Genomic DNA, 19,554 nt, shown 5'->3' with positions numbered 1-19,554 from the left:
CAGTCGCGCGGCAACTGTTGCCTATTGCAACGATTCCGCTGCCGGACGCAAGCGACGTGTCGGCAAGGTCGTGGGCGGCGACTACTACGGCCGCGCCGCCCCCGACCCGCTCGGCGAGCACGTCGTGGACATGCTGTCAACTGCGCGCACCAAGGGCCACCGACGGCTCGTCCGGCCGCCGCTGAACCAGGTCTGGGCGATCGCTAGTGGCTCGCGGCCCTCCGAGGCAGGAGTGAACGACGCTCGTTGTCTGGAGCTCGCGCAGGTCTGCCGGCCCCCGGCGGGTGATGGTCTCGATGCCCTCGAAGGTCCGCTGGTCCATCTGCATCACGACCCGCGGCTTGCCGCCCAGCTGCCCGTCCTCCCCACTCAGCGGCTCGTGCAGCACCAGGCCCGCAGCCATTTCGGCCGCTGTGCCGGGTCCTCGAGCAGCCCGACCACCTTCTCCCGCGGCATGGCGATCTCGATGGAGAATGTGTACTTGATGGGCGGCACCAAGCCGTAGAGGCGTGGTCAATGTGCGTGCAACTTCCGCATAGCTCTACAGGTCGCGGACCCGTGAATCACACCAGTCGATGACCGCGCGAGCGTAATCGGACGGAACCTCGAGCGGCGGTGCGTGGCCCACGCCGTGCAGGACCACCAGGTCCCAGTCAGGCCGCCGCGCCGTCCAGTCATCGATCGACGCGCGGGAAGTGAGACGATCCTCATCGCCCCAGACAAGGAGAGTCGGCGATGCAACCCGGCGCATCACGTCGAGCACGAGTCGCCGCCGGACGAACATCAGCGACATGAGCGAGGCATACACCCTGACCGCGCCTCCCAAACGCCTCGGCTCAACCGCCGCCATCTCATCCCGCATCAGACCGGCGATCTCCGGGGACATTCTCGTCAAGTCACCGCCCGTGCTCCATCGGCTGTCCGCAATCGACGCAGGATCATCCAGCACCCTCAGCTGCGCAGCGAGAATGCGCCGCCCTGAAACGCGGACCAACACAAGTGCGACCGGTGCGCCGATGGCCAACCCAGCTCTGCCGAGCGTTTGCCACATGCGCGCCTCGCCGTCGCTCACTGGGGGAGGAAGTGCAGGCACCACCAATACGAGCCCGGCGACCCGTGCGGGTGCCTGGTCGGCGAACAGCAAGGCAACCATCCCACCCGCGGACCAGCCGTGAACCACAACCCGATCGAGCTCGAGTGCGTCAGCAAAATCGCGCAGGAACAGTGCGCTGGTTTCGATGCTCGCCGCGCGCCGGTTCGGCGTCGCGGTGTGGCCGGCGATCGTGCCGGGCAGATCTACCGCGATCGCGTTCGAGTGTGGTCGCAGTTCCGCGAGTACGTCGAGCCAGTTCGAGGCGCTGTTGGCCGGATTGGGAACGAGCAGGTGCACGGGCACCTCCGATGCCCGCGTCTGATCAGTTGCCAGGTAGTGCACCTTCGTGCCGTGCAGATCGACCGTCTCGCTGCGAATTCCAGACCAGCGAGCGGCACGCTCACCCCAGTCGGCGTACTGCACGATCCCAGGCTATGCCCCGTAGTGGATTGCCGAAGTCGCAACGGCCTTCACCAGCGCGTGTGAGGGGTGAGTGCGTCTACTGCAGCGGGCCCTTTGGTGCGCCGAGTCCGCGCGCGACATGGCGAAGGACGGCGTTGTCGTCTGTCGAGCGCCAGCGCACGACCGCGGCACGTTCTCCCACGCTGGACCGTACGGCATCTCGCCGGAGCGGACCCGGGTCGCCGGGCGCCAGCCGCTGCCGTAGGCGACCGGTCTCAGGGCCGGTCGAGGCCGGACGCCAGGACGCCGCCACCTGTCGGTGTGGCCCCAGCGCGGCCCAGGCTGCGGCGGCCCGGCGAGCTTGGTGAAGAACAGGACCACCTTCGCGTTCCGGGTCGCCGCCGACAGGAACATCTGCAGGTCGCGGGTCCAGCCGACGCATCGCGTTGCGGGGAGTCGGTCGGGCTCGGCCGGAAGTTCGCCGTTGGCTCCAGACGACGATCTGGTGCATGCGGGTGATGCCCGCGTCGGAGGGTGCGAACTTGCCCGCGGCCTCGACGTCGGAGCCGATGACGACGGCCTCGAAACGACCGATCCTGGGCTGCCCCGGGTATCCGCTCAGCGGCGCGTTGCGGACGCCAAGCACGGCTTCCTGAACTTCTGGACCGACCTGGGCGACGCGATCGCCATTCCGGCGGCGTCGGTGGCCGGCCACGACGGCGTCGTACCGACATCTTGCGCCGAACCAGACGGCCGGATCTGGACGCGCGGCGACCATCCGGCGGATCGTCGGACATAGTGGAAGGAGTCGAAACATGAAGATCCACGCGAACTGTCTCGACCACGTCGTACTGAACGTCTCCGACCTCGACGCGAGCCGCCGGTGGTGGTCCACCCTGACCGGCTCACGGGCCACGCGCGACCACGAGGGCGAGGTGTCCTTCGTCGTCGGCGGACAGGCCATCCGGCTCCGCGAGGGCACCCCGGCACGCCGCGGATCGATCAGCATCTGTCTGATGACCGACGCGTCGATTCACGACATCTACGAGCGCGCCGAGGAACTGCACGCCGTGCACGGGGACATCCATCCCCGGACCGCGGCCACCGCCCCGGCGCAAGCACTCACCCTGGAAGACCCCGACGGCTACCAGGTCGAACTGGCGACCTACACCCCCGAAGGCGCCCCGATCCGGTAACCGTACCGGCCGTCGGATCGACTGCGAGCGCGTTCTTTTCCGGACGGCAAGCGGTTGGCATCGGCAACGATCAGCACGCGGCCGTGCCCTTGCGCAGCGCCGTACCTGCTCGCCGGGTTGGCCCCGTCGGCCGGCTCGCTCCCGACTCACCAGAAGTCGCTGACGGCCCACGCGTCGGCGGCGCGAGCCTGGCCGTCCTCACCAAGGCTGCATCCTGGACACTGCTCTACCCGGCCGGCGGCCCGACCGGATCGTCGGTAGCCCGGCCCTCGAACGCAGGCTGTCAACCTCGCTCGGCGGCACCACCCCACGACATCCTGGTGGTGGCTCGCCGTATCCGGTCCGCACTCAGGAACGCCGCTCGACCTGCTGCACACCATCGGCACAGCAGTCGCCATACTCGGCCCCTGTCTGCTTGTTGCCCGCCGCGCAGCACCCGTACTGCGGCCACTGATCGCCGCCGACAGCATGACCCTGACGCTCTACAGTTCGCACGTCGTCGCGCTCGGCGCGGCCGGAGACGGCGCGTACCGGCCAGCGCTTCTGACGATCCACATCGCCGCCGCGCTAGCGTTCGCGCTGGTCTTGCAATGCCCCTCCGCCTCACGGTGTGCTACCGAGTAGCACACCGTGTCACAGCCGAGTTATCATGATTACCATGACGGGACAGCCGGAGATCACCCAGCGCGATCTGCGCACCAAGTCCAAGGAGATCATGGACGCCGTCCAAAGCGGCCAGTCCTTCACCGTCACGCGCGACGGCCACCGAATCGGCGAGTTGATCCCGCTGCGGCGTCGGCGGCGTTTCGTCCCGCGCGCCGAATTCGCCGCCATGTCCCGGACAGCGCCAGACATCTCCGTCGACGCCTTCCGCGCCGACCAGGACGCCACGTCCGACCAGCAGTTGGACGACCCCTATGCCCGCTGAATACCAGCAGGGTCTTCTGGACACCAACATCATGATCTTGCGCAAGTGGGTTGATCCGGCCGAGCTCCCGTCCGAGGTCGCGATCAGTGCCATCACGCTGGCAGAACTGTCCGCCGGCCCCCACGAGGTCCGCGGCAACGACGAGCAGAATGACTACGACGAGCACGCCGAGCGCGCCCGACGGATGGACGTCCTCCAACGCGCCGAGAACGAGTTCGACCCCATCCCCTTCGACGCAGACGCCGCCAGGATCTACGGCAGAGTCCGCGCCGCCGTCGTCAGCGCCGGCCGCAAACCCCGGCGCCGAGTCGCCGACCTGATGATCGCCGCGACCGCCATCGCCGAGGACATCCCGCTCTTCACGACGAACCCGGACGACTTCAAGGGCCTCGACGACCTGCTCACCGTCGTCCCGGTCACCAGACCGGCACAGCACGGATAGCCGCAACGCATCGTGCACAATCACGGTGTTCGATCTACCCCGTCACCGCCGAGCTCGAGGCGTGTGGTCAAGGTGCGTGTTCCTCCTCGGACACCAAATCACTCGTTTCACTCCAGGCACGCGGCACTCAGGTGGGCCGGCGAGCGAAGTGGGCTGACGTCGGCCCGTCGAAGGATCGTCACATGGGTGCGGGCCGTGAGGTGCTCAGCGGGTGAGGTCGCGGTGGGTGAATGCTGTGGCGGCCAGGAGCAGGGCGACTGGAGGGATCACTGCGAGAACAAGCAAGTCGGCTGTGGGCGCATTCGCGGCCAGCAGGTCGATGGGCCGGAAGTAGTGGAACGGCGAGGCGAACCGCAGGCCGCTGACGTCGTCGATGAGCAGGGCGATGAAGTTCATGAAGAACCACGCGACCACGATGCCGACGGTGATGCCGATCGCCCGCCCCCGCAGACTTGACCGGGCGGACACGAGCATGGCGACCATGGCCACCGCGGTGAACAGCAACCATGACCCGGTGAAGGCGCGGAGGATGGCCCCGATCGGCAGCTCCCGGACGCCATCGATCGTCTGTCTGGCGACCAGTACGCCGGCCAGGCCACCCAGCTCGGCAGCGGTGACAGCCACGATCGAGGCGAGCGCCTTCGCCAGCAGAAAGGACACGCGACCGACGGGCCGGGCGAGCACAAGGTCGATCGTGCCCCGCTCGACCTCGGCGGCGACCGATCCGGCGGCGACCAGCAGCGCCGACGAGGTCAGCAAGGCGAGGATGACGGGATGGGTCATGCCGGCGCTCAACCATCCGTCGGCGTGGAAGAAGTCGGCTGAGCCACCGAGAAACGCCGTCATGGCCTTGGGCGGCGTCTGGAAGAAGGGCACGTTCGGCGCGTCCTTGGTGAACGACGACGAGGCGAGCAGTACCAGGTAGAAGAACGCTCCGACGCCGAGGCTGAGGACGCCGAGTGTACGGCGTACCTGCCGCAGTGTCTGGCGGAGTACGACGGAGCTCATTGCGTCCTCCCCTGGCCGGGATCTCCGTAGATCTCGAAGAATGTCTCGGCGAGATGCTCCGGCTCGGAGACGAACTCCCGCACAGGCAGTGCACCGAGCCGTCTCATCAGCGGTTCCATGTCGCCGCGGAATTCGAAGCGGTGGATCAGGCCGTCGCTGTCCAGGCCCGAGACGCCTTCGATATCGAGTCCGGCCGGCCCGATGAGCGGCTGCTTGAGCACGAGCGTGCAGTGGAGCACGCGCTCGCCGGTGAGGTCAGCGGTCGTCCCGGTTCGAACGATCCGGCCGGCCCTGAGCACCGCGACCCGCTCGGTCGTCTGCTCCACCTCGGAGAGGATGTGGGACGACAGGAAGGTGGTCCCACCGGCCTGACGGTGCTCGGCAAGCAGCCCGACGAACCGCTCCTTCATGACGGGGTCGAGGCCCTCGGTCGGCTCGTCGAGTACCAGGACGCGGGGCTCGTGCTGGAACGCCTGGATGATGCCGACCTTCTGCTTCATGCCCCGCGAATACAGCCTGACTTGTCGCCGCAACTCGGCCTGCGACAGCTCCAGCCGGTCACACAGCTCGCGCCTGCGGACAGGCGGCCGTCGCTGCAACGCGCCGAGATACTCAAGGCACTCGGCGCCGGTCGACTGAGGCCACAACCCGAACTCACCCGGTAGGTGCCCGACATCGGCCAGCACTGCGTCGAGGTCGGTGGCCACGTCGTGTCCGAGGATGCGGATCGTGCCGGCGGTCGGCCGGACCAGCCCGAGCATGCACCTGATCGTCGTCGTCTTGCCAGCGCCGTTGGGGCCGACGTACCCGAAGGCCTCGCCCTCGGCAACCGCCAGCGACACCTCACTCACTGCCAGTTTGTGGCGGTACTGCTTGGCCAGTCCCTCGACTTCGATCGCCGTACCCATCGACCGACCTCCACTCGGTCCCGAACCGCCTGGTTTCGTGCGGCCCCGACAGCGGGTCACGCGACTCCCGGGAGTGATTGCAGCGTACCGGCACCATGTCCCGGGCCTACGATGAGCGCATGGCCACCAGCTCACTGCGTGGGTGGCAGGGCGGGCTCCAGGAGGCACTCGCGGCGCGCCTTGGACAAGCGCGTGCCATCGCCACGATGGGTCGGTACGCACGGGCGTTTCCGGAGGGGTTTCACATCACGCACCCGCCCGCGATCGCCAGCGCCTGGGTGGCAGCCTTGGAGGAGTACGCCGGGGTCCGCGAACCGCTGTTGCGTCTGGTGGTGCCCGACCAGCTGGCCGCCGAGGAGCTCGACCTGGATCTGGACGACGGCACCCGGCTGCTGCTCCTGTGGCCGAGCCCGGCACCGGCGTTGTTGGCGGACGTGTTCCCGGTGCTGGAGAACCTTGCCCTCCGGATCGCCGGGCACGAGGCCTACGAGGTGCGCCCTGCCGGGCGGGCACCGGTGCGCGTCGAGGAGTTCCGGCTGCTGCCGCGTGAGGTCGCGGTGCTCAAGGCCGATCCTGCGCTCCGCAACGAAGTGGCCGACGCCTTTGGATCCGTGTGGTCAGGGCACACCGAGAACGACGCCTTCAACCAGCTGGTACTGCGGGCAGGCCTGTCCTGGCGCGAGGTGTCGGCACTACGCGCCGCCTTCGCATACCTTCGCCAGGCGGGCCTCGCCTTCAGCCAGGGCTACGTTGAGCGGACACTCCTGACGCACAGGCGTGTGACACGGCTCCTGGTTGCACTCTTCCATGCACGACTGGACCCCGCGTACGACGGCATCGCGCGGGAGGAAGAGGCGCTGGCCGACATGGAAGCGGCACTGGCGATTGTCGAGAACCTGTCGGAGGACCGGCTACTGCGCTCGTTCGTGGAGCTGGTCTGTGCGGTTCTCCGCACCAACTACTACCAGCCCGATGCCAACGGAGTCCCGAAGCCTTACCTCGTGCTGAAGCTCGACTCGACCGCCCTCTCGTTCCTTCCCGTCCCGCGGCCGATGACCGAGACCTTCGTCTACTCCACGCGAATGGAAGGGCTGCACCTGCGCACGGCCAAGGTGGCGCGAGGTGGCCTGCGCTGGTCGGACCGGACGGAGGACTACCGCACCGAGGTGCTCAGCCTGATGAAGGCACAGCGGGTGAAGAACGCGGTGATCGTTCCGCACGGCGCGAAGGGCGCGTTCGTCGTAAAGCGGCCGCCTGCCGCCACGGATGCCGAGACGATGCGGCAGGCGGTGCGAACGGCGTACGAGACCTTCGTCCGTGGGTTGCTCGACGTCACCGACAACCGCGTCGATGGAACGGTAGCCCAGCCGCCGCGGGTGCGGTGCCGCGATGATGCGGACGCGTACCTGGTGGTGGCCGCGGACAAGGGCACCGCGACGATGTCGGACCTCGCCAATGAGATCGCCCGGGAGTACGGCTTCTGGCTGGGCGACGCGTTCGCCTCCGGCGGTGCCACCGGCTACGACCACAAGGCTCTCGGAGTCACGGCCCGAGGCGCCTGGGAGTCGGTACGACGGCACTTCGGCGAGCTCGGGCTGGACCCGGCGAAGGACCAGATCACCGTGGTCGGTATCGGCGACATGTCCGGCGATGTCTTCGGCAACGGCATGCTGCTCTCGGACCGGATCCGGCTGGTCGCGGCGTTCGACCATCGGCATGTATTCCTCGACCCCGATCCAGACCCGGCGGCGTCGTACGCCGAACGGCAGCGACTCTCCCGGCTGCCCGGATCCTCGTGGGCCGACTACGAACCCGGGCTGATCTCCTCAGGTGGCGGGGTGTTCTCGCGGATGGCGAAGTCAGTGCCGCTGTCACCACAGGCGCGTGCCCTGCTGGACGTGCAAGCAGAGCAACTCCCCGCCGATGAGCTGATCCGTGCGGTTCTGCGGACCCGGGCCGATCTGTTGTTCAACGGCGGCGTCGGCACCTACGTCAAGGCCTCGACCGAGTCGCACGCCGACGTCGGCGACCGTGCCAACGACGCGGTCCGTGTGGACGCCTCCGAGCTGCGGACCCGGGTGGTGGTAGAGGGTGGCAATCTCGGCGTGACCCAGCGCGGGCGGGTGGAGTACTCACTGGCGGGTGGCCTCATCAACACCGACTTCATCGACAACTCCGCCGGGGTGGACATCTCCGACCGCGAGGTCAACCTCAAGATCCTGCTCGACGCGGCGGTCAAGGGCAGGCGGCTGTCCCGGTCCCGGCGCGACGAACTACTCCGGCAGGTTGCTCCACAAATCGTCGAGCAGGTACTGGCGAACAACGCCGCGCAAGCCCGGGCGATCAGCGTCAGCCACGCGCTGGGCGCCGGGTGGCTGGACAAGCAAACGGAGATGATCCGGCACGCCGAGGACCTGGGCTTCCTGGAGCGCGCGCTCGAGTCACTGCCGGATGAGGAGGCAGTCGCGCAGCGGCAGGCCGGCGGCCTCGGGCTGACCCGCCCTGAGATCGCGGTGCTACTCGCAGTCAGCAAGGACGTGGCCACTCACTTCCTCCTCGAGTCGGGCGTTCCGGACGACGCGTACATCGGCTCCGCCGCGCTCGCACGATACTTGCCGCCGGCGTTGCGCGCCGAGTTCAACGATCTCCTCCCCCGCCATCCCCTCCACCGCGAGATCGCCTGCAGCGTCCTCGCCAACGAGGCGTTCAACCGGATGGGCTCCGGAGCGCTGCTACGGGTGCAGGAGCTCACCGGCCGGGACCGGGAGGACCTCGTCGTGTCCTACGTCGCCGCGCGTGACGTGTTCGCTCTTCCGGCTGTCTGGACGGAGATCGACCGCCTGGACGTCGCCCGGCACGCCAATCTGCAGACCCGGCTCCTGGGCGAGACCAGGCATGTCGTCGAAAGCGCCGCCCGCTGGTTCATGCGGCATGGGCACGCCGTGGATCCCGCGATCGAAGTGGCCCGACTCCGCCCTGGCATCGACAAGCTGAGTGGCTGCCTCGACCAGCTCATGCCGCCACTCCCCCGGCGGCGCCTCGACTCCCGTATTGCCGACCTGGTCGCGGAGGGCGCACCACCCGAGCTCGCCCGTGCGGTCTGCCTCCTGGAGCCGCTCACCCTGACGCTGGGCGTGGTGGAGGCCACCGAAGCCACTGGCGCCGACCTCACCTTCCTGACCAGCATCTTTACGCTCGTGGGAGAGCAACTCCAGATCGACTGGCTGCGCGAGCAGGCCGCAGAGCGGCCCACCGACGACCATTGGTCGATCCTGGCAAGGGTCGCGTTCGGCGACGACCTGGTCGTCGAACAGCAGCACATGGCGCTCGCGATCCTCCACGAGGTCGATACCGCACCATCACCGGAGCAGGCAGTCGCAGCGTGGCTACAGCATCGCCCGCGCCGCCTCGCGCTCCTGGATCACACGTTGCAACAACTGCGCGGAGCGGCCGACGTCGGGGTACCCATGCTCGCCGTCGCCCTCGAAGGCCTACGCAGCCTTCAGGGCGCAGACCCAGGCCCAGGCGCTCGCCTCACCTGATGCCCGGGCACGCCGGCCGAGGCTCACCGACTCCGGTAGCGGGATAAGTTGCCATCAGCAACCGTACTGCGAGTTCGCAGTACGGGCCACGTCGCGGCCACCCGGGCAGCGGTTTGGGCGAGGAGGCGGCAAGGATGGCTGCCATGAAGCATCCGTACGAGTCGCTGCCCTAGAACCCGCAGCAGCCGTCACGATCATGACCACCGAGCACTTCAACCTGCAGGCGGCACGGTCAGCGGCAAGCTGACATTCGGCCTGGTGCTGTTCCCGGTGCTGTCCTTCCTCGGCCGTCACGTTCGAGCGTGTGCTGCAGTCCTCGATCGAGGACACGCTCTGCCTGCAGCGCATCAACCGGATCCGGCGCTTCTACCACGAGGCGTCCCCGGGGCTCAGCGACTACCTCGGTGTAGCAGCCCCCACCGACGACATCGCCGCGGTCCTGGCACTCGACGGCTACCTGCGGTCGCATCGCCGCCGTGGCATGGAAGAGTTCTCGACCGCGGCGTCGCGGCGGCTGGTGTCGATGGTCGTGGTCATGGTCACTCGCCTCCAGGTCCGCGCTGCCCAGCCAGCACCGGCTTGAGCGCCACGACCGCGCCGATGACGAAGATGGCCGTGGCCAGGTAGATCAGGCCGAGGTGGCCGCCGTACGCCGAACCAAGCCAGCGCAGCGGTCGCATACCCGGTCGCCGCGATGAAGCCCGCCACGGCAACGTGCAGGTGGGACACGTAACGGTAGCGGTCGTCGCTGAAGGCGCGGATTTCGTCCCGCCGTACGTCGACCTGCTCGGGGCCGATGTCGAGCTCGAGAACAGCGCCGGTGAAGTTGCGGACGAAGAAGATCACCGTGTGCCACTCGCCCCAGAAATCCAGTGCTTGTTGACGTGCAATCGTTACCATTCACCGCCTCTCGGATCGAGGACTGTACCTAAGCTGAAGGTGCCGCCTTCACCTCGAAGCCTGCGGTCCCCCTCCCTGGCTCGGTGAAGGCGGCCGGCGCTCGGGCGCAGGGAAGGTGTGGGCGACCTGGTCGGTGGGTGAACTACCACCTGCTGGTCCCTAGCAGAGTTGCTGGAGCTACCGAATACAGGCGCCGGCTACGGGGTACTGGGAAGGATCCCTGCACTGGAGGCTCCTCATGGGTGCGGCTATCGCGATTCCGCTGATCGTCATCGTGCTGGTCGCGGTCGGCTACGCACTGTGGACCCTGTATGTCGTCGGTCTCGAAACAGTGACCGCCGCCAAGTCCTCGCGACGTCATGGCCCGAGTCAGACCGCGGCGCACTACGACCCAACAGACCATCAACATGTCTCCACCAACCCACCACCGGGGTACGACCAGACACCGACAGACCGCGTCGATTGACCCTGACCTCTCCGGTGCCACCTGCCCGGCCGGCTTCCGACAGGGCAGGCTGGCCTGGCTGCTGATGCTGGCTGGTGCCGGCGCGTTGGCCGTCATGTGGCTCAGCACGGACCCGGTGGACACAGCGCAAATCATCGGCACGGTCGTGGCGGTGGTTGTCATGATTTCCGGCGGCTGCGCCGTACTGTGGCGATGGTCCAGATCGGCCGTAGCGCGGCTGCCCAGGCTCGACGAGGTCGAGCTGACCTACCTGGGGGGTGCGTGTCCAACGGGATGATCTTGCGGCTGCTCGGGGTTGACGGTGTGATCATCGTCGCCACCATCCGCGCGGCCGCGTACGAGCAGGTCAAGCCGCAAGGCACCACCGGCTTGCCGTGCCGGTCCAGCGCGACCGCCGTGCACGCCCGCACCGAGGCGGCGTTCCCGGCCGCGGCGGCCACGGTGGCCAAGATCTTGCGGGAGTGGTCATCGATCACCCGCACGATCGCGACCCCGGCATCCCAGCCCTCGACGACCAGCCGGTGATGCATCGCCACCAGCACCTCGACACATACCGCCGGCACGACTCCGTCACCGACACCGACGGATCACCCAACGCCGCGAACGCGCCGATCGCGAACCGAACCTCCATCGAGACCACCAGATCCGCCACGACCCACACCTGAGCCACGGCCATCAGGCGTCCGACATCTCCCTACACACCCTGTCAGACATGTCCCTTCAGAACACATGTCGAATCGGGTGCACGACGCTCCCCAGGTCAACGCCGTCGGCGGCGGTCGCGAACTCGAAGGTCACCTCCGTCTCCGCCTCGACCGGGTTGAACTCGGCGAACGGGGGTTCGTCTCGCCTGGCACGGAGCGGCCGGACGACGCGTGGCGCTCCTGCCCGTTCACTGGCGGCGACTACCACGGGGCTCCGCTCAGGCGAGCAGACCCGTAGTCTGGCCGACCTCGATCAGGTGGCCGTCCGGATCGCGCACGTACGCACGGATCTCGCGCCCATGGTCCTTCGGTTCGGTGAGGAACTCGACCCCCTTCGCCGTCCAGTCCGTGTAGATCTGTTCGATGTCTGCCACTCGGACGTTGAGGAAGGCGCTCGTACGGTCGGGGTCGGGCGGAGTCTCGAGCGTGACGGTGGGCTTGTCGTCCGTCGGGCCGCCACCCGCGTTGAGGATCAGCCAACTGTTGGCGACCTTCATGATGACCGGATCACGCTCGACCAGCACCTGCCCGTCGAACAGCGAGCGATAGAACTCCCGGGAACGTTCCTGGTCGGACACCACCAGAAAGTGGGTGAGCACAAAACCCTCCGCGGGAGCCGGGAAGTCGTCGGGATTCACCAGTTCCTCCTTCCGATCGGTTCAGCGGTGCCAATTGTCCTCCCACCGACTGCCGGCCGACCTACCGCGTTGCGTGTGTCATTCAGAGCGGCCGAACGCCTTGACCTCTGCGGCTTCCTCCGGCGTCAGTTCGCGAGGCACCTCGCCTTGCTCCAACTTCTGGCTCTGCACCCGGTGCCGGATGTGATCCACGATCTCGGGGTTCGCCAGCGTCGAAACATCTCCGACGTCGGCGAAGTTCGAGATCCCGGCGATCACTCGCCGCATGATCTTGCCCGAACGCGTCTTCGGCATGTCGCTCACGATCCAGACGTTCTTGGGCCTGGCGATCTTGCCGATCTCGCGGACGATCGCATCGGACACCTTGTTCTCGATGTCCTTGCTCGCCTCGTTGCCCGGCTTGAGCGCGACGTACATCTCGACCGCTCGGCCCCGGACCTCATCGACCACAGGTACGGCGGCGGCCTCGGCGATCTCGGTCACGGTCAGGCATGCCGATTCGAGCTCTTTCGTGCCCAGCCTGTGTCCGGCCACGTTGATCACATCGTCGACCCGGCCGAGGATGCGGAAGTAGCCGTCGGCTGCCTGTACGGCACCGTCGCCGGCGAAGTACGGCCAGTCGCGCCAGTCCTTGCTCTCGGGATCGCGGCAGTACTTCTCGTAGTAGATCTGTACGAACCGGTCGGGCTGACCCCAGATCGTCTGGAAGATTCCCGGCCAAGGGTTGCGGATGCAGATGTTGCCGGCCCGATCGCTGCCGGCCTCGACCACGTTGGCGTCCTCGTCGTAGATCACCGGATAGATACCGAGGACACCAGGCCCGCAACTGCCAGGCTTCATCGGCTGCAGCGCGGGCAGAGTGCTACCCAGGAATCCTCCGGTCTCCGTCTGCCACCACGTGTCGACGATCACCGCCTCCCTCTTGCCTGCGGCCTCGTAGTACCAGCGCCACACCTCGGGTTCGATCGGCTCCCCCACCGTGGTCATGTGCTTGAGGTGGTAGTCGTACTTGCCCGGTTCGTCCGGCCCAAGCTTGCGGAGCATCCGGATCGTGGTCGGAGCGGTGTGCAAGATGTTCACGCCGAGCCGCTCGGCGATCCGCCACACCCGCCCGGCGTCCGGGTACGTCGGAACTCCCTCGTACATCACGCTCGTCGTCCCGAGCGCCAACGGACCGTAGACGATGTACGAATGCCCCGTGATCCAGCCGATGTCCGCCGCACACCAGTAGGTGTCCTCAGGATGGATGTCCTGGTAGTACTTCGACGTACCGGCGACGTAGGCCAGATAGCCGCCCGTCGAGTGCTGGCATCCCTTCGGGCGTCCCGTCGTACCACTCGTATACATCAGGAAGAGCGGAGCCTCGGCAGGCATCGAGACCGGGTCGACGACCGCGCCGCGGTATTCGCGCAGCAGCTCGTCGACGAAGTAGTCACGGCCGGCGACCATCGGGGTCTGCGACGCATACTCGCCGGGGTGGCGCCTCCAGACCAGGACCTTGTCCACCTCGTGGCCGAGTTCGTGGGCGGCCGCGACCGCCTCATCGGCCTTCACCTTGTGATCGACCAATTCGCCATTGCGGTAGTAGCCGTCCATCGTGACCAGGATGTTGCTCCCGGAATCGGCGACGCGGCCGCCGCACGCCGTACCGCTGAAGCCGCCGAACACCTCGGAGTGAATGACGCCCAGCCGCGCACACGCCAGCATGGACACCGGCAGCTCCGGAACCATCGGCAGGTGGAAGGTCACCCGGTCACCACTCCGCACGCCACAGAAGTCGCGCAACAACGCGGCGAACTCGTTGATTCGCCGGTACAGCTCCTGGTAGGTGATCGCCTTCGTCTCTTCGGATTCCGGCTCGGGTACCCAGATGACGGCCGCCTTGTTGCGGCTGGTCGTCAGGTGCCTGTCGACGCAGTTGTAGCACGCGTTCAAGCGCCCACCGACGAACCACTTCCAGAACGGCGGGTTGCTGCTGTCCAGTGTCGTGTGCCAATAGGAGTCCCACGAGAGCAGGTCGGCGTACTCCCTGAAACAGTCCGGGAAATGCTGTTCGCCGAACCGCTCGCTGACATCCGGGTCGGCCGCGTTCGCCTGGCCGATGAAACGGGCCGACGGACGGTAGTACTCCTCCTCCCGCCAGTGCACGGCGATCTGCGCCTCGGACAACTGACCCTCTGGTCGTGCAGTCATCGCTCACCTCCGATAGAAGATGGCCTAGTCGTCGTCCAGCAACTGAGCGCACACGCTGAATTCATGCAGCCTGGCGGCGGCTTCAGCTTGCTGGCTGAACGACGCAGTGTCGCCCCTGGCGATCGACTCCCAGCAGATCCGGTCGGCGAGCGAAATCGCTCGACTCGCCACGGACGCCAGCGCTGTCGGTGGCAGCGTCTCCGCCTCGCGGCGCAGCACAACGACCTCCTGCGCGGAGTCTCCATCCGTGGCCACCGCCCGCAGCTGCGCCAGGAGCAGCGACAACTCACCGGCCAGGTACTGCTGAGTCATCACCATCGCCGCCCGTCCGCTCTCCCCCATCGGCAATGAACAGGGGCACACGCCGCCCTCCGTGCGGGCAAGAACCTCGCCCGTCGCAGTCCGATCGCTGACGTCACCATGTCGCGGCATACCCAAAACCCGTAACACTTCAGCGTATCCCCGCCATCAGGAATACGCGGCCCACTTGTACGGCGGGCAGAGGCGGCGCCCTGCACCACGGGCCGAAGCCGGCCGGACTCAGCGGGTCAATTCGCGGTGGTTGAACTGCGCGACAGCCGCGGCGCTGACCGTCTGCTGGCGTGGTCGCCCCGACCAGAGGCCAGGGCAGTCAGGGCTCATTCGGTTGGGGCGCAGGCTGGGGCTTTCGCAACGTCGCCCATCGCGGCCCGGTACGCCGAGATGTGAGCGGGCGCCGTACGCCAAGACTCCTCCCACAGGTGTTGTGCGTGCTCCGCGGTCATCTCTCCGGCGGCGTGCCGTGTCATGTTGGCCAGGTGGGTCTGCCAATCCGTCATGGCCGGCCGCGACGCCGCGATCGCGCGGGTCACGACCGCAGCCCGGGTCTGGCACGCGGCCGCCGCCGCCCGGAATCGTGTGTTTTCAGTGGTCGGCTCGAGTCCCGCGCACTTCGACGAGTGTGGGTTCCAGGCGCTGAGTGCCGCGGCGTACTGCTGCTGATCGCCCGGTCCGGCCAATCGGGTCCGCTTCCAGATCGCCCTCGTCACGGCCTCCGTCTGCAGTCCGGCCAGCAGGTCGGTGCGTGCTTGCACGTGCTGACTCCAATGGTCGACGCCGATCCGCGCAGCCGACAGCACCGGGTCCCCGGCCGTCAGCGAACCCGCGCAGGCAGCCAGCGCTGCACTCGGCGACAGCTCGGCCGCCGTACCCGCTGGTGTCGGTGGACCAGTCTCCGCGGCCTGCGAGGGCACCTCGGTCGCCCGAACTCCCGTCGACACGCCCTGCGCGTCGCGGCCCGCGGTACCCGAATCCCTGCCGGCCAACTGCACCGCGAGCGCGCCACCACCGGCCAAACCAAGGACCACGGCTGCCACGACGACGCGTCGCGCGGTACGCCGCCGAACGGGCCGGCTACGCCTCGCCTTCACCATCATCGTGCTCCCCTGGTCCGGTCAGTCGGCGTTAGCCCCAATAGATTGCCCGTTCCCACAGGCAGTTCGATCTGGCGTCCGCGACCCGGGATCCATGATCAACAATGCGCAATCAAACGGTTGCACGCCGCTACGACGATAGTGAAAATTCGGCGCTGTCCACAGGGTGAGCCGTCTTCGTACCCGCGGAGTAGGGACTGCGTTACGCTGCGGTTGCTGCCCTCGGGGGCCGCGGCGGCCCGCCATCGAGGGTTGTGCTTCGTGACCAACCTTGTCTTCCGGCACGCCGGATCCGGAATCGGTTCAGGAGAGGCTCAGCGTGCTCCGGCGATCCGGCTGGCGACGTGTGTCGGCTGCGCCTCGCTCGCGGCTCTGGCCGTACTGCGACCCGGCGTGCTGCCGTCCGCACCGGTTCCGGTGCTGACCGATACGGCCAGAGTGACCGGGTACGCCGGTGTCGCCTTGTTCGTTGGCACGCTGGGGTTCTGGCTGCTGGTCTGGCCGTCGGGGCGCAGCGATCGCAACCTGATCAGGCTCGCCTGGCTCGGGCTCGGTCTGGTCGCACTGTCAGGCTTGGTCGGCGTGGCCACGACGATGGTTGGCGCCGGCTTCGGTGCCGAAGCCGTCCCCCCAGCATCGACTTTGCTATTCGCCCGCCCAGCGATAGCAATGCTGGCCAGACTGGTGATCTGCGCGGTTGCACTCATGTGGCTGAGGGACCTCGCGCGGGGGCGCGGGGCCAGCGGGGCGGTCGGCGTGATGCTGGTGCTGTCGCTGGCCATGACGGTCGTCGCCGCCCGGCCAGGCCATCTTGAGGTGCCGGCGATCGCGCTCACTGAGCTCCACGTTCTCGCTTCGGCCGGCTGGGTGGGCGGGCTGGCGGCCCTCGCTGTGGCTGTAGTGCCGCGACCTGACCCGATCGTCCTGCACGGCATCCTCGGAAGCTTCTCGTGGCTCGCGATCGCCTGCGTCACGACCCTCGCACTCACCGGTACGGCGCATGCGCTGCTGCACGCCGGGGGCTTCCAGCCACTGATCACCTCCGCGTACGGCGCCGCACTGTTCGCCAAACTGCTGGCCATTGCCGGCATGCTCGGCGCCGCCACCGGCAGCCAAGCCTACGTACGCCGATTGCAATCAAGACCGGCGCCCGTGCAACTCATCGCGCTGTTCATCGGCGCCGAACTCGCCCTCGGCGCCGCGACACTCGTCCTCACCGCAGCCCTTGCCCGGGCTGCCACCTGACTCGGCATCTCGATCGGCCGCCGTGCCCAAGCCGGTCGGCGTGGCTCGCCCTCAGCTCAGTCATGGGGTACTCGCCGAGTCGGAGAGTGGGTTGGCCGCTCGGCCTTCAGTGCTCAGCAGCAGCACCGTTGCATCCGCCGGTACGGCGATGTCGTCGCGGTACCGTGTCAGGCCGACCCTGCTGGCCGCCAGGGTCGCCGCGCCGCATGGGCCGGCGTCGATGCCGACCGCGTCGAGGTCGTGGACCGCGGTGGCCGCCTGTTGATCGCTGACGGTCACGGCGGCGTCGAGGCCGGAGCGCAGCATCAAGGGCCGATTGGTACACGGTTCGGGTGAGAAGCACCACCGGCGCTCAATTTGGTACCTGAGATGTCAAATACATAGGGTCGTGGCTGTGCAGCTCACCCGATTCACCGACCTCGGGCTTCGCATCCTGATGCGGCTCGCGGTGCCGGCCGCCGATGGCTCGGCACCGACCACGCAGTGGGTGGCGGATCAGATGGCGGTCAAGTACACGCACGCCGCGAAGGTCGTGGCGCGCCTGCAGACTCTGGGCGTCGTCGAGACCCGTCGCGGACGCCTTGGTGGGCTGCGCATCACCGAGCACGGCCGAACGAGGTCGATCGGCCGGCTCGTTCGTGAGCTCGAGGGCACGGCGGAGGTCATCGAGTGCGAGGGAGCGAATCCCTGTCCGCTGCGCTCGGCCTGCCGCTTGCGGAAGGTACTGCGGGACGCGCAGGAAGCGTTCTTCAGGGAGCTCGATCCGTTCACGGTGACCGACCTCACCTGGTCGCCGACCGCGGACGTCCTGCACTCGCTCCCGGTCCGTACCGCCGGCTAGCCCACCCGTCCAACCAGCCTGTGGAGGAAATCCATGTTGTCAGCCCAGTCGACCGAGGTGGTCAAGGCCACGCTGCCGGTCATCGGCGCCGCGATCGACCGGATCACGCCGATCTTCTACCGACGGATGTTCGGCGCGCACCCGGAGCTCGAACGAGACCTGTTCAATCGCGGCAATCAGGCCCAGGGTGACCAGCAACGTGCGCTGGCCGGTGCGATCGCGGCGTACGCCAGCCTCCTGGTCGACGACAACGCCCCCGCCCCCAAGGACCTGCTCGCCCGGATCGCGCACAAGCACGCGTCCTTGGGCATCTCCGCGGACCAGTACGCGATCGTGCACAAGCACCTGTTCGAGGCCATCGTCGAGGTGCTCGGGGACGCGGTCACTCCTGAGATCGGGGCTGCCTGGGACGAGGTGTACTGGCAGATGGCCAACGACCTCATCGCGCGCGAGAAGCAGTTGTACGCCCAAGCCGGTGTCGAGCCCGCGAAGGTGTGGCGCACGGTCGTCGTGCGAGCGCGGGTCCAGGAGTCGCCGGACACGGTGTCGTTCGTGCTCGCCTCGCCGGACGGGGCTCCGCTTCCGGCGGCGCGACCGGGTCAGTACATCTCGGTGGCCTGCACCCTGCCCGACGGCGCCCGCCAGATTCGCCAGTACAGCCTGACCCGGGCACACCGGACCGACGAGTGGGCGATCAGCGTCAAGGCCATTGCCGCCGCCCAGGCCGACGACGGCTCGCCGATTCCCGAGGGCGAGGTGTCCAACTTCCTGCATCGCAACGTCTTCGAAGGCGACGAGCTCACCGTCTCGCCACCGTTCGGTGACCTGGTCCTCGACGACTCCGACGCGCCGCTGGTGCTGATCTCGGCCGGCATCGGGTCGACCCCGATCATCGGCATGCTGCACTACCTGACCCACACCGCCTCGGCGCGCGACGTCATGGTCCTGCACGCCGATCGCGCCCCAGCCCGGCATGCCCATCGCCAAGAGCTCAAGGAACTGGTCGACCGGCTGCCCGCCGCAACCCTGCACCGGTGGTACGAGGACCTCGGCGTGCGACCGGCACGCGACAACCTCCTCGCCGGTCTCGTCGACCTCGACGCCGTGGACATCCCCGCCGACGCGCAGGTCTACCTCTGCGGACCACTGCCCTTCATGGAGTCGGTGCACCGCAGCCTGATCGTCCGCCAGTTGCCTGAAGCCAACATTCGCTACGAGGTCTTCGGCCCGGACAAGTGGCTCGCCGGCGTCTGACCGCGTCAAGGACCTGACCGCGGGTCGACCTCGTTGTCGCCGAGCCTGACCCGTGGGACCTGGCCGGTCAGCGCGACCACGGCGAAGAAGAGTCCGGCGGGCCAGGCCGCCGCCGTACCGACCTCGTTGTCGGTCGTGAAGATGGCTACGGCACCCCGCCGCCGCTGATCACTGCGCCGGCCGTCGCACCGCTCGACTCCGTCGCTGTTGCGCGCTCCGCGTGACGGTTGTGCGCCGACGGCGGTGGGAGACGGTGTCGCGTTTCATGGTTGCGCTGGTGGGCCGGCCCTTCACATGCTGCGGCGCGCCTTGCTGACTGCGATCACGTCTGCTGAGCAGCTCTGGACTTCGTCGTACGGCGGTGTGAGGCTGGCGGTAAGGG

Annotated in this window: 21 protein-coding genes; 12 read left to right on the top strand and 9 right to left on the bottom strand. The window is 67.8% G+C overall.

The window, feature by feature from the left end:
• Nucleotides 1–70 precede the first annotated feature (70 nt).
• Nucleotides 71–505 (top strand): hypothetical protein, encoded by a 435-nt coding sequence (locus tag ACIBGM_RS31935; RefSeq protein ID WP_396387649.1) that lies wholly within the window; start codon nucleotides 71–73, stop codon nucleotides 503–505.
• 36 nt (nucleotides 506–541) lie between these two features.
• On the opposite strand, the gene ACIBGM_RS31930 is transcribed toward ACIBGM_RS31935, so the two are convergent.
• Nucleotides 542–1,516 carry an alpha/beta fold hydrolase gene (locus ACIBGM_RS31930; RefSeq protein WP_396387648.1) on the bottom strand — a complete coding sequence of 325 codons (975 nt, stop codon included), beginning with the start codon at nucleotides 1,514–1,516 and terminating at the stop codon, nucleotides 542–544.
• A gap of 343 nt (nucleotides 1,517–1,859) precedes the next feature.
• Between ACIBGM_RS31930 and ACIBGM_RS31925 the strand changes: the two genes are divergently transcribed.
• The 4 genes from ACIBGM_RS31925 (at nucleotide 1,860) to ACIBGM_RS31910 (ending at nucleotide 4,061) form a co-directional block, all read left to right on the top strand.
• Entirely contained in the window at nucleotides 1,860–2,294 is a 435-nt protein-coding gene (locus ACIBGM_RS31925; protein WP_396387647.1) for a hypothetical protein, read from the top strand.
• 16 nt (nucleotides 2,295–2,310) lie between these two features.
• Nucleotides 2,311–2,691 (top strand): VOC family protein, encoded by a 381-nt coding sequence (locus ACIBGM_RS31920; RefSeq protein WP_360520366.1) that lies wholly within the window; start codon nucleotides 2,311–2,313, stop codon nucleotides 2,689–2,691.
• Between the two features lie 658 nt (nucleotides 2,692–3,349).
• A complete protein-coding gene (locus ACIBGM_RS31915) occupies nucleotides 3,350–3,619 on the top strand; it encodes a type II toxin-antitoxin system Phd/YefM family antitoxin (protein WP_396387646.1) in 270 nt (89 codons plus the stop codon).
• A gap of 31 nt (nucleotides 3,620–3,650) precedes the next feature.
• Nucleotides 3,651–4,061 (top strand): type II toxin-antitoxin system VapC family toxin, encoded by a 411-nt coding sequence (locus ACIBGM_RS31910; protein WP_396387645.1) that lies wholly within the window; start codon nucleotides 3,651–3,653, stop codon nucleotides 4,059–4,061.
• 204 nt (nucleotides 4,062–4,265) lie between these two features.
• Here ACIBGM_RS31910 and ACIBGM_RS31905 read toward each other — a convergent pair whose 3' ends face one another.
• Complete coding sequence (locus tag ACIBGM_RS31905; RefSeq protein ID WP_396387644.1) at nucleotides 4,266–5,069, bottom strand: ABC transporter permease; 804 nt, start codon at nucleotides 5,067–5,069, stop codon at nucleotides 4,266–4,268.
• Nucleotides 5,066–5,977 (bottom strand): ABC transporter ATP-binding protein, encoded by a 912-nt coding sequence (locus ACIBGM_RS31900; RefSeq protein WP_396387643.1) that lies wholly within the window; start codon nucleotides 5,975–5,977, stop codon nucleotides 5,066–5,068. The genes ACIBGM_RS31905 and ACIBGM_RS31900 overlap by 4 nt, the downstream gene beginning before the upstream one ends.
• Before the next feature lie 119 nt (nucleotides 5,978–6,096).
• Here ACIBGM_RS31900 and ACIBGM_RS31895 point away from each other — a divergent pair, with 119 nt between their 5' ends.
• On the top strand, nucleotides 6,097–9,519 hold the full coding sequence (locus ACIBGM_RS31895; RefSeq protein ID WP_396387642.1) for an NAD-glutamate dehydrogenase domain-containing protein: 3,423 nt from the start codon (nucleotides 6,097–6,099) through the stop codon (nucleotides 9,517–9,519).
• A gap of 304 nt (nucleotides 9,520–9,823) precedes the next feature.
• Nucleotides 9,824–10,102, top strand: coding sequence for a hypothetical protein (locus ACIBGM_RS31890; RefSeq protein ID WP_396387641.1), 279 nt, complete (start codon nucleotides 9,824–9,826; stop codon nucleotides 10,100–10,102).
• On the opposite strand, the gene ACIBGM_RS31885 is transcribed toward ACIBGM_RS31890, so the two are convergent.
• Complete coding sequence (locus ACIBGM_RS31885) at nucleotides 10,059–10,199, bottom strand: hypothetical protein (protein ID WP_396387640.1); 141 nt, start codon at nucleotides 10,197–10,199, stop codon at nucleotides 10,059–10,061. The two genes, ACIBGM_RS31890 and ACIBGM_RS31885, sit on opposite strands and share 44 nt — an antisense overlap.
• 458 nt (nucleotides 10,200–10,657) lie before the next feature.
• On the opposite strand from ACIBGM_RS31885, the gene ACIBGM_RS31880 reads away from it, so the two are divergent.
• Together ACIBGM_RS31880 and ACIBGM_RS31875 are read left to right on the top strand one after the other, a co-directional pair.
• Nucleotides 10,658–10,885 (top strand): hypothetical protein, encoded by a 228-nt coding sequence (locus ACIBGM_RS31880; RefSeq protein WP_360520390.1) that lies wholly within the window; start codon nucleotides 10,658–10,660, stop codon nucleotides 10,883–10,885.
• A 273-nt stretch (nucleotides 10,886–11,158) separates the two neighbouring features.
• Nucleotides 11,159–11,410 (top strand): hypothetical protein, encoded by a 252-nt coding sequence (locus ACIBGM_RS31875; protein ID WP_396387639.1) that lies wholly within the window; start codon nucleotides 11,159–11,161, stop codon nucleotides 11,408–11,410.
• 397 nt (nucleotides 11,411–11,807) lie between these two features.
• Here ACIBGM_RS31875 and ACIBGM_RS31870 read toward each other — a convergent pair whose 3' ends face one another.
• The 4 genes from ACIBGM_RS31870 to ACIBGM_RS31855 form a co-directional block, all read right to left on the bottom strand.
• Nucleotides 11,808–12,227, bottom strand: a complete 420-nt coding sequence (locus tag ACIBGM_RS31870; protein ID WP_360520396.1) for a VOC family protein — start codon at nucleotides 12,225–12,227, stop codon at nucleotides 11,808–11,810.
• A 78-nt stretch (nucleotides 12,228–12,305) separates the two neighbouring features.
• Entirely contained in the window at nucleotides 12,306–14,420 is a 2,115-nt protein-coding gene (gene acs, locus ACIBGM_RS31865; protein WP_396387638.1) for an acetate--CoA ligase, read from the bottom strand.
• A 24-nt stretch (nucleotides 14,421–14,444) separates the two neighbouring features.
• The gene (locus ACIBGM_RS31860) at nucleotides 14,445–14,762 is read right to left on the bottom strand and encodes a hypothetical protein (protein ID WP_396387637.1); all 318 of its coding nucleotides are present in this window, start codon (nucleotides 14,760–14,762) and stop codon (nucleotides 14,445–14,447) included.
• A gap of 296 nt (nucleotides 14,763–15,058) precedes the next feature.
• On the bottom strand, nucleotides 15,059–15,832 hold the full coding sequence (locus ACIBGM_RS31855) for a hypothetical protein (RefSeq protein ID WP_360520405.1): 774 nt from the start codon (nucleotides 15,830–15,832) through the stop codon (nucleotides 15,059–15,061).
• A 261-nt stretch (nucleotides 15,833–16,093) separates the two neighbouring features.
• On the opposite strand from ACIBGM_RS31855, the gene ACIBGM_RS31850 reads away from it, so the two are divergent.
• Complete coding sequence (locus ACIBGM_RS31850) at nucleotides 16,094–17,077, top strand: CopD family protein (protein ID WP_396387636.1); 984 nt, start codon at nucleotides 16,094–16,096, stop codon at nucleotides 17,075–17,077.
• 60 nt (nucleotides 17,078–17,137) lie between these two features.
• Here the strand turns inward: ACIBGM_RS31850 and ACIBGM_RS31845 are convergent, their stop codons facing one another.
• A complete protein-coding gene (locus ACIBGM_RS31845; protein WP_360520411.1) occupies nucleotides 17,138–17,383 on the bottom strand; it encodes a hypothetical protein in 246 nt (81 codons plus the stop codon).
• An 88-nt stretch (nucleotides 17,384–17,471) separates the two neighbouring features.
• On the opposite strand from ACIBGM_RS31845, the gene ACIBGM_RS31840 reads away from it, so the two are divergent.
• A complete protein-coding gene (locus ACIBGM_RS31840; RefSeq protein ID WP_360520414.1) occupies nucleotides 17,472–17,918 on the top strand; it encodes an Rrf2 family transcriptional regulator in 447 nt (148 codons plus the stop codon).
• Nucleotides 17,919–17,951: 33 nt separating this feature from the next.
• Nucleotides 17,952–19,172 (top strand): globin domain-containing protein, encoded by a 1,221-nt coding sequence (locus ACIBGM_RS31835; protein WP_360520417.1) that lies wholly within the window; start codon nucleotides 17,952–17,954, stop codon nucleotides 19,170–19,172.
• Nucleotides 19,173–19,554: the final 382 nt, after the last annotated feature.

The organism is Kribbella sp. NPDC050470 (assembly GCF_044458365.1).
Lineage (GTDB): Bacteria > Actinomycetota > Actinomycetes > Propionibacteriales > Kribbellaceae > Kribbella.
This window is presented reverse-complemented; position numbering and strand designations above follow the sequence as displayed.